This is a genomic window from Sphingobacterium deserti (genome assembly GCF_000757725.1).
Taxonomy (GTDB): Bacteria; Bacteroidota; Bacteroidia; order Sphingobacteriales; family Sphingobacteriaceae; genus Sphingobacterium; species Sphingobacterium deserti.
The window spans coordinates 1-16,613 of sequence record NZ_JJMU01000031.1 but is presented as its reverse complement, the minus strand read 5'-3'; the positions used below and the strand labels follow the sequence as shown (position 1 = coordinate 16,613).

The 16,613-nt window shown below is 43.1% G+C and carries 14 protein-coding genes; 8 read left to right on the top strand and 6 right to left on the bottom strand.

Annotated elements, in window-relative coordinates; translation table 11 throughout:
* The first annotated feature begins 47 nt into the window (after window positions 1-47).
* Both DI53_RS10340 and dusB read left to right on the top strand, forming a co-directional pair.
* Window positions 48-620 carry a DNA-3-methyladenine glycosylase I gene (locus DI53_RS10340; protein ID WP_037498732.1) on the top strand — a complete coding sequence of 191 codons (573 nt, stop codon included), beginning with the start codon at window positions 48-50 and terminating at the stop codon, window positions 618-620.
* A gap of 54 nt (window positions 621-674) precedes the next feature.
* Window positions 675-1,670 carry a tRNA dihydrouridine synthase DusB gene (gene dusB, locus DI53_RS10335; protein WP_037498729.1) on the top strand — a complete coding sequence of 332 codons (996 nt, stop codon included), beginning with the start codon at window positions 675-677 and terminating at the stop codon, window positions 1,668-1,670.
* Between the two features lie 42 nt (window positions 1,671-1,712).
* Here the strand turns inward: dusB and DI53_RS10330 are convergent, their stop codons facing one another.
* Genes DI53_RS10330 through DI53_RS10320 form a run of 3 tightly spaced genes read right to left on the bottom strand, consistent with a single transcriptional unit; the run spans window position 1,713 to window position 4,704 of the window.
* Entirely contained in the window at window positions 1,713-3,215 is a 1,503-nt protein-coding gene (locus tag DI53_RS10330) for a lipopolysaccharide biosynthesis protein (RefSeq protein ID WP_081939433.1), read from the bottom strand.
* Window positions 3,216-3,221: 6 nt separating this feature from the next.
* Window positions 3,222-3,500 (bottom strand): acylphosphatase, encoded by a 279-nt coding sequence (locus DI53_RS10325; RefSeq protein WP_037498726.1) that lies wholly within the window; start codon window positions 3,498-3,500, stop codon window positions 3,222-3,224.
* Between the two features lie 34 nt (window positions 3,501-3,534).
* Complete coding sequence (locus tag DI53_RS10320; protein WP_037498723.1) at window positions 3,535-4,704, bottom strand: amidohydrolase family protein; 1,170 nt, start codon at window positions 4,702-4,704, stop codon at window positions 3,535-3,537.
* A gap of 389 nt (window positions 4,705-5,093) precedes the next feature.
* On the opposite strand from DI53_RS10320, the gene DI53_RS10315 reads away from it, so the two are divergent.
* The 3 genes from DI53_RS10315 (at window position 5,094) to DI53_RS10305 (ending at window position 8,435) form a co-directional block, all read left to right on the top strand.
* Window positions 5,094-7,478, top strand: coding sequence for a TonB-dependent receptor (locus DI53_RS10315; RefSeq protein ID WP_037498719.1), 2,385 nt, complete (start codon window positions 5,094-5,096; stop codon window positions 7,476-7,478).
* Window positions 7,479-7,626: 148 nt separating this feature from the next.
* Window positions 7,627-8,085, top strand: coding sequence for a D-aminoacyl-tRNA deacylase (gene dtd / locus DI53_RS10310; protein ID WP_037498717.1), 459 nt, complete (start codon window positions 7,627-7,629; stop codon window positions 8,083-8,085).
* 20 nt (window positions 8,086-8,105) lie between these two features.
* Window positions 8,106-8,435 carry a nucleotide pyrophosphohydrolase gene (locus DI53_RS10305; protein WP_037498714.1) on the top strand — a complete coding sequence of 110 codons (330 nt, stop codon included), beginning with the start codon at window positions 8,106-8,108 and terminating at the stop codon, window positions 8,433-8,435.
* A gap of 30 nt (window positions 8,436-8,465) precedes the next feature.
* Here DI53_RS10305 and DI53_RS10300 read toward each other — a convergent pair whose 3' ends face one another.
* Window positions 8,466-9,224 (bottom strand): endonuclease/exonuclease/phosphatase family protein, encoded by a 759-nt coding sequence (locus DI53_RS10300; protein WP_037498711.1) that lies wholly within the window; start codon window positions 9,222-9,224, stop codon window positions 8,466-8,468.
* 261 nt (window positions 9,225-9,485) lie between these two features.
* Here DI53_RS10300 and ggt point away from each other — a divergent pair, with 261 nt between their 5' ends.
* Complete coding sequence (ggt, locus tag DI53_RS10295; protein ID WP_037498708.1) at window positions 9,486-11,177, top strand: gamma-glutamyltransferase; 1,692 nt, start codon at window positions 9,486-9,488, stop codon at window positions 11,175-11,177.
* Window positions 11,178-11,233: 56 nt separating this feature from the next.
* Here ggt and DI53_RS10290 read toward each other — a convergent pair whose 3' ends face one another.
* Window positions 11,234-12,550, bottom strand: a complete 1,317-nt coding sequence (locus DI53_RS10290) for a DNA recombination protein RmuC (protein WP_037498705.1) — start codon at window positions 12,548-12,550, stop codon at window positions 11,234-11,236.
* 71 nt (window positions 12,551-12,621) lie between these two features.
* The gene (locus DI53_RS10285; protein WP_037498704.1) at window positions 12,622-13,809 is read right to left on the bottom strand and encodes a formimidoylglutamase; all 1,188 of its coding nucleotides are present in this window, start codon (window positions 13,807-13,809) and stop codon (window positions 12,622-12,624) included.
* Window positions 13,810-14,055: 246 nt separating this feature from the next.
* Here DI53_RS10285 and DI53_RS10280 point away from each other — a divergent pair, with 246 nt between their 5' ends.
* Window positions 14,056-15,051: an NAD-dependent epimerase/dehydratase family protein gene (locus DI53_RS10280; protein WP_037498700.1), complete on the top strand. Its 996-nt coding sequence runs from the start codon at window positions 14,056-14,058 to the stop codon at window positions 15,049-15,051.
* Window positions 15,048-16,343: an HAD-IB family phosphatase gene (locus tag DI53_RS10275; protein ID WP_037498697.1), complete on the top strand. Its 1,296-nt coding sequence runs from the start codon at window positions 15,048-15,050 to the stop codon at window positions 16,341-16,343. The genes DI53_RS10280 and DI53_RS10275 overlap by 4 nt, the downstream gene beginning before the upstream one ends.
* Window positions 16,344-16,613 lie beyond the last annotated feature (270 nt).

Below are 16,613 nucleotides of genomic sequence, written 5' to 3'. Positions count from 1 at the left end.
TATTTTGGCGTAAAGTTAGGATAATATTATTAAGCAAAAAAGAAAACATGAAGCATGCTGAACTGATCCGCTGTCCGTGGTGCGGCACGGACGACCTCTATACCAAATACCATGATGAAGAATGGGGTAAACAAGTGACATCTGATCGTATACTATTTGAATTTCTTGTATTAGAATCCGCGCAAGCGGGATTAAGCTGGATTACGATTCTCCGACGAAGGGAGGGCTACAGAAATGCCTTCAGCAATTTTGATTACAACGAAGTGGCGCAATTTGATCAAAACAAGATAGAAGAATTAGTACTTGATGCTAGCATTATTCGGCATCGGGGAAAAATCGAAGCAACAGTGAAAAATGCCCAAGTCTTTATCGCTATTCAAAAGGAATTCGGATCGTTCTACCAATATCTCTATAGTTTTATGCCCGATAAAAAACGTATGGTCAACGCGCTACCCGATATGAAATCCGCCGCAACACATAGCGCAGAATCTGACGCGATAGCCAAAGACCTTAAAAAACGCGGTATTAAGTTTTTCGGAACAACAATATGCTACGCTTACATGCAAGCCGTGGGTATGGTGGATGATCACTTAAATGATTGCAGCTTTAAACAAGGGTAATTCCCTACCCTACTCATTTTCTATTTTTTAGTACCTTTGTAAAAAATTGAGAAGATGGCTGTTAAGATTGGTGAGCATATTGATCTGGGTGAGTTTCCGCTATTGTTGGCTCCTATGGAAGACGTAAGTGATCCTCCATTCCGTTATGTGTGTAAGAAAAATGGTGTCGATATGATGTATACAGAGTTTATATCATCGGAAGGGCTTATTCGCGACGCTGCCAAATCACGACAAAAGCTGGATATTTTTGAGTACGAGCGACCTATCGGCATACAAATTTTCGGTTCAGACATCGAGCACATGCGCCAATCTGCTGAAATATGCACACTCGCAAATCCGGATCTTATAGACATCAACTACGGCTGCCCCGTAAAAAATGTGGTTTGTAAAGGGGCGGGTTCCTCCCTACTTCAAGACATTGATAAAATGGTTGCCATGACGAAAGCCGTTGTGGACGCGACGCATCTTCCCGTGACGGTTAAAACCAGACTCGGTTGGGATGACAACACAAAAAACATCTACGAAGTTGCGGAGCGCTTGCAAGACATCGGCATCAAGGCTCTCGCTATCCACGGACGTACACGCGCACAAATGTATAAGGGGCAAGCGGACTGGAGCATGATCCGAGACGTGAAGCAAAACCCGCGCGTCAAAATACCGATCTTTGGAAATGGCGATGTGGATTCCGTGGAGAAAGCGGCAGCCTGGCGACAGGAATTTGAAGTTGATGGCATCATGATCGGTCGCGCATCAATTGGCTACCCGTGGATATTCCGAGAAATTAAACATTTTTTTCAAACTGGCGAACGCCTAGAAGGGCCAACTATCGCAGAGCGTGTAGATGTTTGTAAAACGCATTTAACGAAGTCTATCGAATGGAAAGGCGACAAGACCGGGATTTTCGAAATGCGCAGACACTACGCAAATTATTTCAAAGGTATCCCCAACTTTAAAGAATACCGGATGCAGCTTGTCGGACTACAAAACCAGCACGATATATTGGAGGTATTAGAAGAGATCAGCGATAAGTTTGCGGAAGAGGTCGTTTAGGATACCAAAAATTCCTATTCATCCTCTCCAAATAAATCAGCTTTAAAGTCGAAGGACTCTTTGTATAAATTTTCGCTCTGCCAGCAGTATCAATAAAAGGTAGAAGACTAATAACGCATTTCCCCACCATATACTTCGATCCAAGAATGTAAAATTAACGACCACCAAGGCACTGCCAACAAAGAGGTGCGTCAAAATTTTCCTAACATTATAAGGGATAACATAGTTTTTCTGTCCCCAAAAGTATGACAAAGCGACCATGAGTACATAGGTAGCTGTCGTAACGAAGATTGCCCCTACATAGCTCCAACGGGGTATGGCATAATAACAGAGAACCATCGTCGTTAAAGCTCCTATTCCCGAAATATAGAGTCCGTACCTCGTTTGATCAGAAAGCTTGTACCATACCGAAAGATTCATATAGATACCCAAAAGCACATAATTAAAAAGTATAATAGGTATATAAGCCAGTCCAGACCAATACTGTGCAATCTCTGCCTCAGTACCGCCTTTGATAAAATATTTCAGCCATTCAATATTCATGGATAAACCAACCATAACGAACATCATGGCGATAACAAAGTACTCCATAATGAGTGCATAGGTTTTACGTGCATTTTCATGCTTCGCATAAGAAAAGAAAAAAGGCTCTGCACCCAAACGGAATGCCTGAACAAAGATGCTAAGAAAGACAGCTATTTTAGCAATAGCGCCATAAATTCCGAGATCCCGCTCGCCAATTTGTTCTGGCAACAAGTTTGGCATCAATATTTTATCCAAATGTTCATTAATAATGAAGGAAATATTGGCAACGAAAATAGGAAAGCTATAGGACAACATGGACTGCAGCATACCCTTATCCCACTGGAACCGAAATCCCCTCATCTCAGGAACGAGCATAACGAGCGTCACTGTACTAGCTATCAAGTTTGATAGAAACACATAGCCTAGCCAGCCTTCCCTAAACCACCCTAAATTTACTTGCGGTAAAATCCCTATCTCCGCAGCTTTTGGGATCAATACTAGAAATAGGAGGTTGAAAAAGACGAATACCAGAATATTGCATAATTTAAGCACAGCATAGCGAATAGGTCGATTTTGAGACCTAAGCTTCGCAAAAGGGACGACCGCCAAAGCATCTGCCGCCAGTGTAAGCCCCATGAGTAAAATATACATTTTATAATCCGCGATAGATTGTAGGCCTTTCCTTCCGAACCAACCTGCAATAGCATCGTCGGAAAAGAGAAGGCAACCGACAAATACCATGGCGGTAACCAAGGTGACTAGAAAGGTATTGTTAAATACTTTAGGACGATCTTCTGCCTCCACTTTTTGTAGATAGCGAAAGTAAGTCGTCTCCATCCCGAAGGCCAAAAAAGTATTGATTAAAGCCGCCCACGAATAGACATTTGTGAAAACGCCATATACGGATGCCGGAAATTTACTGATAAGTAAAGGGGTTAAAACAAAGTTGAGCAAACGTGAGACGATCGTGGACAAGCCGTAGATCGCTGTATCACCCAAAAACCTTTTTACTACTGACACGGTATGCTATTTGATTTTTTTTACGACCTCAAAATTCTTGAAGCCCCGAAGAGGGCCTTCTTCCTGCATAAGCGATTTTACTTCAGCACGCTCAGGTCCTTCTTTGCAAAACTCCAGCAACTCTTCCAAAGCGAAAGGATCACCTTCTGCTTCCATATAGACGCTTCCATCAGGTCGGTTCATCACAAATCCCTTAATCCCTAACTGATCGGCTACAGCTTTGCAGGTTAGGCGGTAATAAACGCCTTGCACCTTGCCATAAACTTCTATATTTAAATGCTTCATGAAGCACAAATGTACAGAACAAAATCCAAGAAATCTAAGCGATTCTTTGCAATGTCACCCGATCATGAATGCGCAAATTATTCATTCCCTGCAAAAGTAATAGCCCAGGTCGCTTCGACACTTCAATAGAACCCATAACATCCTCTAACCCCAAGGCTCTCGCGCCATTAATCGTTGCCCACTGTAGCAGTTGTAAGAAATCCAAATGCTCAAAATGCGAGGCTAACACCTTCATCTCCTCTAAAATACTCAAGCCGTCATTAGATGCCAAGCTATCCGTTCCCAATACCATTTTGGCCCTATCAGGGATGAAATTCAGTATCTTGGGCAGTTTCCCTTCAATGTAAAGATTGGCTTTGGGACAGATACAGTAATAAACATCCCTATCCTGACGGTTTATGAAGTCGATGTCCTTTAAGGAAGTGAAGGTATTATGCACTAAAATTAGCCGATTATTCTTTGGCAGATGTGGCAGATAAGATTGCACGGAGTTTCGAGCCTGCGCTTTAAAGCCTTCGGCGTCAAAACCCATTTCTTTGTAAAAATCAAGAAATCCGCCTTCGCGATAACGAAACAGCTTATTCTCCTCGTCGCTTTCTTGATTATGTATGCTGAATATATTGTCTTCGCTCACGGCTCGCTTGAACGCTTTGAAAAGCTCTTTGGAACAGGAATAAGGCGCGTGGGGCGTGATAGACGCGTGATTTGCATCGAAGTAAAATTCTGTATCACGTGCAGCGTCTATCCGCGGTTGGATATCTTCCTTATTTAAACCCATAATCTCCACAAAGGTATGGTAGACTATTTTACTGTGGGCCTTTACCTCTGCCGAATATGGCGTATTTACGTGATCACCTACTGCCTGAATGCCATTTTTCCACATCAGTTCGTCAGCGAGCGCAATTTGTCCCATAATTTCGCTTTCATCAGCGGCACGTCCCTTCATCACTTCCGAAAGAAAGCGTGGCAACCCTAACCCTTTTTGGGTTTTGTCTAACATGTGCGATAGCTCAATATGGCAGTGCGCATTCACAAATGCAGGTATCAAAATACCCTCATAAACTTCTTTTTCCTCATCGAGAACCGCAACATCATTCTGTTCGTAAATTCCTTTAACGACCCCCGACTCATCTATCGCGACCACGCCGTTCTTCAAAAAGTTCCCTACTACGGGGACAACTATACTCGCTGAAATATACCTCATCGATTTACAAAACTTAATTTTTGTGTATAAAAAGAAATCATTGATGCGTGTCAATGGCTTTTCTTAACATACATAAAGAAAATACATTTGCTAATTTATAAATTTTATTCGAAAAACAACATGTTAGGATAATTAAAAATTACATTTAGCCCCTTTGAAAAAAAAGATTAACAATTTGTGTTTCTACAATTAATGTTTACTTTTGTTGCCATCGAAAGGGGTGCCTTGTTTTTTAACACAAATACAGGCTGAGATTATACCCAGTTTCGCTTTATTGCGGAACGCACCTGATCCAGGTAATGCTGGCGGAGGGAAAAGGTTAGTTAAATGAGACCGCTATTAATAGCCCCTGATAATAGTCAGTTTAACTTTTATTAATATCAATTTTTATGGTAAAGAATGGATTGGTTACTCTAGCATTGATCGTTTGCACATTCATGACATTTGCCCAAACGCAACTGCGCGTTTCGGTCCAAACCTTCGAACAAAAGCCCCTTCCTGGTGCATCGGTTGAGTTTCAAGGCATCACAAAATCCTCTAATCAAGATGGAATCGTGACATTTCCACAGCTCGGCCCGCAAGCTGGCACCTTAAAGGTTCGCCACATTGGCTTTGGCTCTTATTCAAAATACGTTAACCCAACGCAGGAAAACACCGTTCACGTCGTGCTGCAACCCGACCAACGATTAACAGGCGAAGTACAGGTGATGGCGACCCGCGCACCGGAAAATTCCGCGACAACGTATAAAAACATCTCGAAAGAAGAACTTAACCGCTTAAATTTAGGGCAGGATATCCCCTACTTGATAGATCAAACACCGTCCGTCGTTGTCGGATCTGATGCCGGCGCGGGGGTTGGATACACAAACATGACGATCCGCGGATCTAATAGCCAACGTATTAATGTTACATTAAACGGCATCCCTCTGAACGACGCGGAAAGTATGGGTTCATTTTTCGTGAACCTTCCCGATTTTGCTTCAAGCACGCAGAGCATTCAAATCCAGCGCGGCATAGGCACATCCACGAATGGCGCAGGTGCTTTTGGTGCGTCGCTAAACATGCAGTCCGACGCATTGGAAACAACACCTTACGCCGAACTAAATAACACCTTTGGTTCATACAACACTTGGAAAAACACCGTGAAACTTGGCACAGGACTTATAAACGATAAATTCGCTTTTAACGCCCGCTTATCACGCATCAGCTCGGACGGTTACATTGATAAGGCGACCTCGGATTTGAAGTCATTTTATGTAGACGCAGGCTATTATGGAGACAAGCATCAGTTAAAAGCAACCATTTTCTCTGGAAAGGAGAAAACCTTCCAAGCATGGGACGGCGTGCCGGAAGAGTTACTGGAAACAAACCGTCGCTACAACGGATTTGATTACGAAAATCAAACAGATAATTACACACAGACACATCATCATCTCCATTATAATTATTTTACTACAGCTAATACCACGCTTAACGTTGCCTTGCACTATACGCGTGGAAAGGGATATTATGAAGAATACCGGGGAGATGATAACTTTAGCACATACGGTTTAACACCCATCATCAATACCGATACAACGATCAATACCACTGATCTAATACGTCAACGCTGGTTGGATAATTATTTTTATGGAACTGTTTTTTCAGTAAACCATAAGCTTAACGAAAACCATAGCCTGATTATAGGTGGTGGCGCAAATCAATACCGTGGTGACCATTATGGCAAAGTGATATGGGCTCGATACGCATCAGATAGCCGATTGGGCGATAAGTATTACTTTAATGATGCAGAGAAAAATGACGTCAATTTTTATGGCAAGTGGAATGGTAAATTTGGCGCTTTCAATCTTTATACAGACTTACAATATCGTTTTGTTGACTATACATTTGAAGGGTTTGACCACAACAGAATACTGTCTGACGTCAACGTGAAACATCATTTCTTCAATCCAAAGCTAGGTGCTACGTATATTCTTTCACCGAGTGCGACACTCTACAGCTCCTACGCTTATGGTAGCAAAGAACCAGTTCGTGATGACTATGTTGCGTCTTCCGCTAATGCAAGACCAATTGCCGAAAAGATGCATAATATCGAAGCAGGCTACCGTCTGCGAAAAGAAAATATAAATATCGGTGCCAATTTATATGGTATGTTTTACAAAGATCAACTAGTCCTTACGGGTGAAATCAATGACGTCGGCGGCTCCATTCGGGAAAACGTTCCGGACAGTTACCGCATAGGCTTTGAATTTGACGGTGCCTGGAAGATTTCAAGACACTTTCAATGGAAAGCCACTGCCGGCATCAGCGAAAATAAAATTAAAAATTACACCGAGTACCTCAGCATACTAGATGATAACTGGGATCCTACAGATGCACCGCAAGTAACGAATGTATACCGATCCACAAACATTTCCTTTTCACCAGCTGTCATTCTTTCCAATGAGTTGTCTTATACCCCTATCACACCATTAGAATTCAGTTTAGCAAGCAAGTATGTATCACGTCAATATCTTGATAATACGAGCAGTCGCGAGCGAAGTGTCGATCCGTTTTTTGTTAGTAATCTACGCCTACGTTATAGCTTCTCCCTGTGGAATATTGAAAACATCGACGCCAACTTAGCGATAAACAATATTTTCAATGAGAAGTACGAATCGCACGGATATACCTACGGCGGAATAGCCCAAGCAGATGGTTCCAGAGTTTTTGGAAATGCCTACTATCCGCAAGCAGAAACAAATTTCCTTTTTGGATTGAATGTTAGGTTTTAATTGTTGAATCGTAACTTTTGAATTTTTTTGACTTCTTACTTGACTCTTTTGAAATTATCACTTTTGACTTCTTACTTTTGAATTGTCACTTTTGAATTTTGAATTTTGACTTTTTAATTTTTACTTTTTAATTTCTACTTTGCAAACCATGAGAGCAGTTGTACAGAGGGTCACACAAGCAAGTTGTACGGTGGACAGCGTTTGCACCGGCAAAATTGAAAATGGGCTACTGGTATTGTTAGGCGTGGAGGAGGATGACAGCGAGCAGGATATGGAGTGGCTTGGGCAAAAGCTGGTCAACCTTCGAATTTTTTCCGACGAAAACGGATTGATGAATCGATCTGTTAAAGACATTGGCGGACAAATTCTATTGATCTCCCAATTCACCCTGTTTGCGCAAACGAAAAAAGGAAATCGCCCATCGTTTATCCGAGCTGCCCGCCCCGATAAGGCTGAACCATTATACCGAGATATGGGTACATATTTGGGAGAGCTGTTAGGCAACGAAGTTCAAATGGGAATTTTTGGAGCAGATATGAAGATCGATCTGCGAAACGATGGTCCCGTCACGATCATGATGAACACAAAAGACAAGGATAACTTTTAACAACTAACATTACTTATATCATGACCATCAAGGAAGCACAAGAGATAGTTGACAAATGGATCAATAGTACAGGCATTCGTTATTTTAATGAGCTAACAAATACAGCCATACTTATGGAAGAAGTTGGCGAAGTTGCACGCATTATGGCGCGGCAGTATGGCGAGCAATCTTTCAAAAAGTCAGACGAAGCGGTGAACCTTGCCGATGAGATGGCAGACGTCTTCTTCGTGTTGATATGCCTGGCCAACCAAACGGGTATCGACCTCCACGATGCCCTGCTTAAAAACCTCGAAAAGAAATCCATCCGAGATGCTGACAGGCATAAAAATAATGAAAAGCTAAAGTCATAAAGTTTTTAAAGACCGACGTATGGACTGGCCCTATTTAAACTCTATTTCAGCAAACACCGGAAGATGATCAGACGCATCTGTTGCTATGGTCTTGTACGTTTTCCAAGAAAAGCGGCAATGCTTACCGACCATAATATAGTCAATTTCCGAGGAGGGATTTTGATTTGGATGAGTAACCGTATTGGTTGTTGTATTGCGTGCGAAATACGCTTCTAAAACTTTCAAAGGTTCGCTATCCGGTTCTGCGTTAAAATCACCCACGATAATCAACGGCCTGTCATACCAATCACCAATCTCCGTGATGTAGGTTGCTTGTGCAAGTTTATTCTCCGGTTTCAAATCCAGATGCGTGTTAGCGAAAGACAGAATTTGACCACTTGGCAGAGCCACATCTACAATCGCCAACGATCTATTCTCGCTAGGCACCGGCATAGGAAGTTCATATCGCCTATTGCCTAAAATCTTATATTTAGACAGTATAAGTGTGCCGTATTCACCCCCGTCGAAATCAATTCCCTTAGAAAAAAAGTAATACATCCCTGTGAGATCGGCAAGTTTATGTGCCTGATCAATAAATAGCGAGCGCGGCACGCGTACATCCACTTCTTGAATTCCGACCAACTCGGCACCCGATTCCAGGATAACCTTTGCTATTTGCTCAAGGTCGATAACATCACCTTTATCGGGTGGGTTTCCGTGGTGGATATTATAAGACATTACTTGCACGCGCTGCCCATAAACCGCGGCGAAGCCAAATAAAAGGGTGAGAGTCACAACAATGCTTTTCATCTATTCTTCATTTAGATTTCATAATTTACCTGTAGATCATTTAAAGTTAGCAAACTTCTAGCAAGAAACGGTCTTTTCGCAAAGGTTCAATGCGACCCATATCTTTAAAATCGCAGAGCCATATCGCCTCAGGTTTTTAGGAACGAGAGTTTTAATCTATATTTATCAGGTATAATGTCCATATTTGGAAACACAAACGCCGATGAATAAAGAAAGATCCGCCACCTGGCAGATGGCCTTTAAAAAACACATTATTTGCATATGAAACTGTATTATCCACTTTTATTTATCTTATTTATAAGCTCCTGCCAAGTGCAGCACAGCAATCAAGGAGCGAATAAAATCAAGGAATTTTCCAATGGGGCTGTAGTAACAGCGCACCCTTTAGCGTCTCAAATTGGCGTTGATATTTTGCAAAAGAATGGCAACGCTGTTGACGCGGCTATAGCGGTTCAGTTTGCGCTAGCTGTTGTTTATCCAAATGCTGGAAACATTGGCGGCGGCGGATTTATGATATATAGGGACCACACAGGAGAAACTACGTCATTGGATTTTCGGGAAAAAGCACCTGGCAAGGCCGGTCGTGACATGTATCTTGATGAAGCAGGCGAACCTATTACAGAATTAAGTCTGGACGGGCAACTTGCAGCTGGCGTACCCGGCTCTGTGGCAGGCATGGAAGAGGCGCACAAGAAATTTGGATCGTTAGCTTGGTCCACGCTGCTCGAACCGGCGATAGCACTTGCAGAAAAAGGATTCCCGTTAACAACACAGCAAGCGAAAGAGTTTAACAGGCATCAGGATCGGTTTAAAAAGTTAAACAAAAATGGAGCGGAAATCATTCGAGAAAAACCGTGGACGCAGGGCGATGTTTTTGTACAAAATCAACTGGCGAACACCTTGAAAAGAATTGCGAACAATGGAAGCGCTGGATTTTACAGGGGTGAAACCGCCGACCTTATCGTTGCTGAAATGAAAAGAGGAAATGGCATAATCTCTCATGCCGATCTAGAAAACTACCGTGCTGTTTGGCGACAACCCATTGTAGGCAGCTACAAAAACTACAGCATAATTTCCATGCCGCCACCATCAAGCGGTGGAATCGCCGTGCTGGCACTTCTGCAATCTGTAGAAAAATATCCTTTAAAACAATGGGGATTTCAGGCGGATAGCACTGTACGGGCTATGGTCGAGGCAGAACGACGCATCTACGCCGATCGGGCAACACATCTTGGAGATCCGGATTTCTATAAAGTTCCTGCCGAATATCTTACCAACAAATCACGCAATCAAGCGCGCATGCAGAAAGTAAGCCTGCAGAAAGCAACCCCGAGTGATCAGGTGAAAGCAGCAAAATTTCCGGGCTATGAATCGGAAGAAACAACGCATTTCAGTATTGTAGACAACAAAGGAAACGCGGTTTCACTCACGACGACGTTAAACGGCTCCTATGGTGCCGGCGTCTGGGTAGATGGTGCCGGCTTCTTGTTGAACAATGAAATGGACGACTTTTCAGTAAAGCCGGGAACGCCAAATATGTACGGACTGTTAGGCGGAAAGGCAAACGCTATTCAACCGGGAAAACGGATGCTCAGCGCTATGTCGCCGACGATAGTGGAGGAAAACGGAAAATTGAAAATGGTCATTGGCACGCCTGGCGGATCAACTATTATCACCTCGGTTTTCCAAGGCATCCTTAACGTCCTTGAATTTGATATGGATGCGCAGGCTTCGGTGTCGGCTCCACGGTTTCACCATCAATGGAAGCCCGATCAGATAGATGTTGAAGAAGGAGCTATTGCAACGAAAGTACGGCAAAGCTTGGAGAGAGACGGGTATTCCATTCACAAACGCGGGAAGATGGGTAGAATGGAAAACATTATTGTTTTACCCAATGGAAAATTGCAGGTCGGCGCAGATCCGCGGGGAGATGACTTTGCCGCGGGATATTGATGGCAGGGTGCAAGTGGGGAATCAATCCCCTTCATGAGCAACCAACAATCGCTTTCTTAATCCAGAAAGCGATTGTCGATTTGTTTATTTGCTTTCGCACCTAGGCTCTTCAGATTCTCTATCTTTCTCACTACGTTGCCTGGCCCTGAGGATAATTTTTTCATTGCCTCCTGATGTTTTTCTCCAGCGCGCTGCAAGTGGACCTCGATTTGCTGCATATCCGTTAGAAAGCCCACAAATTTATCGTACAGTGCGCCAGCTTCCTTCGCAATTTCCAATACATTTCTGTTTTGTCTTTCCTGTACCCAAATGCTGGCTATGGTGCGCAGTGTAGCCAGCAGTGTAGATGGACTGACAATGACGACCCTGCGATCCCACGCTTCGGAAAACAAATCGGGCTTTTCGCGAACAGCAACACTTAATGCCGATTCAATAGGCATAAAAAGTAGCACAAAGTCTGGCGAATGTATGCCGTATATATCGTGGTAATTCTTCGTAGCCAAATCCCTTACATGGCTTTCAATAGAATGCACATGTTGTTTCAGAAATTTTGCTTGCTCCACCTCGTCTTCCGTATTAACCCATCGTTCATAAGCGACCAAAGATATCTTGGAGTCCACGACCAAGTGCTTTTCTTCGGGAAGCAGAATAATCGCATCCGGAATTTTACGGGTCTCCTCAGCGTTGAATACCGACTGCAAGGTATACTCTTGATCTTTAATCAGCCCCGAGCGTTCCAAGACACGCTCTAGTATAATTTCCCCCCAATTCCCCTGCTTTTTTGTATCCCCTTTTAACGCCCTGGTTAGGTTGTTAGCTTCATTTTTTATCAGTAGACTTTGTTGCATGAGTTGCTCCACAACTCCTTTCAAAACGTTTCTTTCTGCCGCTTCGTGTTGATAGGTCCGTTCCACCTTCTCTTCGAATGTTTTGATTTTTTCTTTTAGCGGCGTTAGAATCTGGTCCATTTGCTGCTGGTTCACCGCGGTAAACTTCTGCGTTTTTTCCTCCAAAATGCTGTTGGCCATATGCTGAAATTGCAGATTAAATTCTTCGCGTAAGCGCGTCATCTCGGCCTGCTGCGCCTGAAACTTTTCCTGCTGTGCCTGCAAATATGCATTTGTAGCCTCCAATGTCCTTTCTAGTGCTGCGCGCTCATTTCGCTCGCGTTGTAGTGCAGCATCTTGCTGCACACGCTGTTCAGCCAGCATACGCTCTCTTTCCTGCACTTTAGCAAGATCCAGACCTGCAATCTTATGCATTTCAACCAACCTTTCATGTTCGGTTTTGCTGACGTTGCTTGCGTTTGCGCGAACCAATAATAGCATGAAAATTACCAAAACACAGATAATTACAATCAGTAATATTTCCATAAAAACTTCTATAATAATAAACACCAATCACGTTGCTCATGATCGGCAGGAGAACTGTTCAGCACTTCGTCTTACTGCAACTTTTGGTGTGTTTTCCACCACAGGTCGGGCATGTCTCCTGCCACGGCTTGCTGATAATCTTCATACCTGCAAGGAACCCAATAATAACGCTCGTTGACAGATTTCGACCCGAAATACGGCACTTGCATCCACCAGCGGTCAGATTTTTTGCTCTTCACAAACACCAACTCGTAATCATCATTCTCCAATGTTGTTCGGTAGACGATGTATGCGGACTTGGGGATAAGTGGTGCATCGTTTTTTCGGTTATAGAAACCGTCAATAAAACACCAGATCATCTGTGCTACCAGACTGCCGGTGTGCCCCATAGGATCAAAGGTGGGGTTATATTCGTAGAAGCCGATGGACGAACATTTGTCTGACATCCCTGCATATCGTGTTAACTGGCAGGCTTCATCGCCATATAAGCCATTCGGGTTTGCATTCGCATTTCCAGGCGCTTCAGATGCCCGTATTGCACCAATATCAAAACTTAGTATATCTGCAGCACGTATCAAGGGCTCGGCTTGATCCAACTTTCCTGTCATCATCCCCATACGCATGGTGCTAAAAAACAGCTTATCATACATATTTAGCGATTCTTTACTGACCAAATAGGTTTGATAGGCCACATTACTAAGGTTGAAAAGATAGTCGGGTTGATGTAAGATAATATGATTCAGGTAGGTATTGGAATTTAAAGATGTATTCTCCGCATTGTCTTGATCCAGATCAAATTTCGCATCGATGATAGCCAGTTCTACACGTTGCTCTAAGGCCTCGTAGGCGGTATACTGCGCATAGGTCAAATCTTGCCCACCTCCGATAATGATCGGTAGAATATCCTGCTTCACAAGTTCCTCAACAACGGTTTTAAGGGCGACATAGGTATCCCGAATCGTAGCGCCAGCCTGGATATTGCCTAAATCCGCTATACGTACGTTATAGTCTCCTTGATACAAATTGTAAAGATGCTTGCGAACGGCATTTGCGGATTTTTTTGTACCAGCATTATTGACAGCACCCCGCTCTTCCTCAACGCCTAAAATTACGAGTTGCGGCTTATTATCCGGCGAATCAAGGTCAGGGAAAGTGTGCTCGTAAGCTTGGATAATCTTTCCAAACTGCGAATTATAAAAATCGGTGCCTGAACAAAATTCACGTGTTGAGATTGGCGAAAAAAAATCAGCTAAAGACATAGAATATGTTGGTATAAATAGGATACAAACTTCACAAATATGCATTTATTAGCTCGCTTTTTGAAGAAAAATTAATCAACAATAGTTAGGATTATTCGTAATACGTCACAAAGATGAATCACATTACTATTCATCAATCGTCCATTAGCTGCAGAAACAGCCGGCTTCATAAGACCGAAACGATTTGGATAGCAAATCACAATAATCTATCTTTGGAAGGAACAACTTTCAACAATTAAGTCAGCAGTGGTATTTGTAACAGGTGGAACTGGTTTTTTGGGATCAACATTGATCAAATTATTAACGGATCAAGGTGTGGCTGTCGTGGCCATCAAACGCGAACATTCGGTGATCCCAGAAACTTTGCGCTCTTCCTCTTTGATACAATGGATCAACGCCGACATAACGGATTATTTTACGTTATCCGATATCTTCGGCGGTGTTACGCAGGTGTACCATTGTGCAGCCAAAATATCCTACCAGCCGGAAGACTTTGCAGCCATGCTGCATGCCAATATAGAAGGCACTAAGCATATTGTTAATCTCTGCCTTGAACACGGCGCACGCTTAGTCCACGTTAGCTCGATTGCAACACTTGGCGTGAGTAAGCGAGGGGAGTTGCTTTCGGAAAGTAGTAAATGGGACGAAGGCGCGGAGAACTCAAAATACGCTGTGTCAAAATACGAAAGCGAGATGGAGGTTTGGCGCGGCATCGTTGAAGGGCTCGACGCTGTTATCGTTAATCCATCTGTTATCATGGGGATCGGAGCAGGCACAAAAGGCTCCGGCGTCATCTTCAATATGGTGCAAAAAGGATTAAAAATCTATCCGCCAGGTACCGTGGGCATCGTGGATGTGGAAGATGTGGCTAAAGTGATGATCGTGCTCATGGACCAAGTAGCTATCTCTGGCGAACGTTTTATTCTGAACAGTGAAAACCTCACCAACAAAGATCTTTTAGAACGCATCTCGAAGCTTCTAAACAAGCCTTCTCCAACGGTCGCAGCAAAGCCCTTTATGCTGAGCATTGCCTGGCGCGCAGCTAAGCTTATTGCACTAATAAAAAGGGAGCGCCCTTCTTTAACCCGCGACGCCGCAAAAGCAGCGGCCTCAAAACTAGCCTATTCGAATCAAAAGATCACCGACACCACAGGATACATCTTTAAGCCTGTTGACGTAACTTTGAAGGAAATAAGTCTTGCACTAAATCCTAACACCATAAATCAAACTGAACTACTGTGAAAAATTACTATATCATCGATTTCGATAGTACCTTTACACAAGTCGAAGCACTGGATGAATTAGCTCGCATATCATTAAAAGATCATCCCGATAGAGAGGAGATCTATCAGAAGATCGAAGACTATACAAATCTTGCTATGGAAGGCAAAATCTCTTTTCGGGAGAGCTTGACGGGGCGCGTGCAATTATTGAATGCAAACAAATCACACCTAAACAAGTTAGTTTCCCATTTGAAAAAGAAAGTATCCTTGTCATTTGGGCGAAACAAGGAATTTTTCAAAAAAAATGAAGATACCGCATGGATCGTTTCGGGCGGATTTAAAGAGTTTATCACGCCTGTGGTAACACCCTACCACATAAAAAAAGAAAATATCTACGCCAATACGTTTAAGTTTGACGACGAAGGAAATATTATTGGTTACGATGACAGCAACCCGCTATCGGACGAAGGAGGAAAGGTTAAGCTACTTCGAGCGCTCAATATCGATGGTCGTATCTTCGGAATCGGCGACGGCTACTCTGATTTTCAGCTGAAGGAATCCGGTCTTATTGAGAAATTTTTCGCCTTTACCGAAAACATCTCCAGACAAAGCGTTACGGAAAAAGCGGACCATATCACACCGAGCTTTGATGAGTTTTTATACGTGAACGATTTGCCACGAGCAATTTCGTACCCCAAAAACCGTATCCTTTGTTTAATTATTGGCGATGTGCCGGAAATAGCCGTACATATTCTCAAACGCGACGGGTTTTCTGTGCGCACAAAGGAAACCTTTGAAGAAAAATACGTCAAAGATGTCGGCATGCTGTTGGTAGCCGATGGCGTGAAGATCCTCGACGAACAGCTTGAACGGGCTGACAAGCTCAAAACTATTGGTTATTTAGGTGATGTTAAAGGAAACGTCAGCAAGGAAATTTGTACGGAAAAAGGTATCGTCGTTTTCGACGATAAAAAGAACAAGAAACGTAACTCCGAATTTATTCCGCGCCGAATGGCAGACTTCATCAACAACGGAGACACCTACATGAGTCGTAACTTCCCAAACTTGACGTTACCAAGGCTCATGCAAGCTCACCGCCTGCTCCACATCCATCAAAATGTTCCCGGCATTATGGCCCAGATCAATAATGTGTATGCAGAAAATGACATCAATATCATCTCTCAATTTTTGATGACAAAAGGGGATATTGGCTATGCTGTGACCGATATACATGCTGCTTACGATAAGAATTTGTTGAAGCAGCTCAAGCAGATCGATAATACCATAAAGTTTAGGATTTTATATAAGTAGTTTGAAAACCCCTTCGATACGAATCGAAGGGGTTTTTTATTGCTTTTCAAACGGATCGTCCCTCGCTCGAACCTTTCCGTCCTTTGCCAGGACAGGGCGTTACTTTTGTAAGGGGATTTTTGCTTTTCAGACGGATTGTCCCTCGCTCAAACCTTTCCGTCCTTTGCCAGGACAGGGCGTTACTTTTGTAAGGGGACTTTTTTCTTTTCAAACGGATTGTCCCTCGCTCAAACCTTTCCGTCCTTTGCCAGGACAGGGCGTTACTTTTGT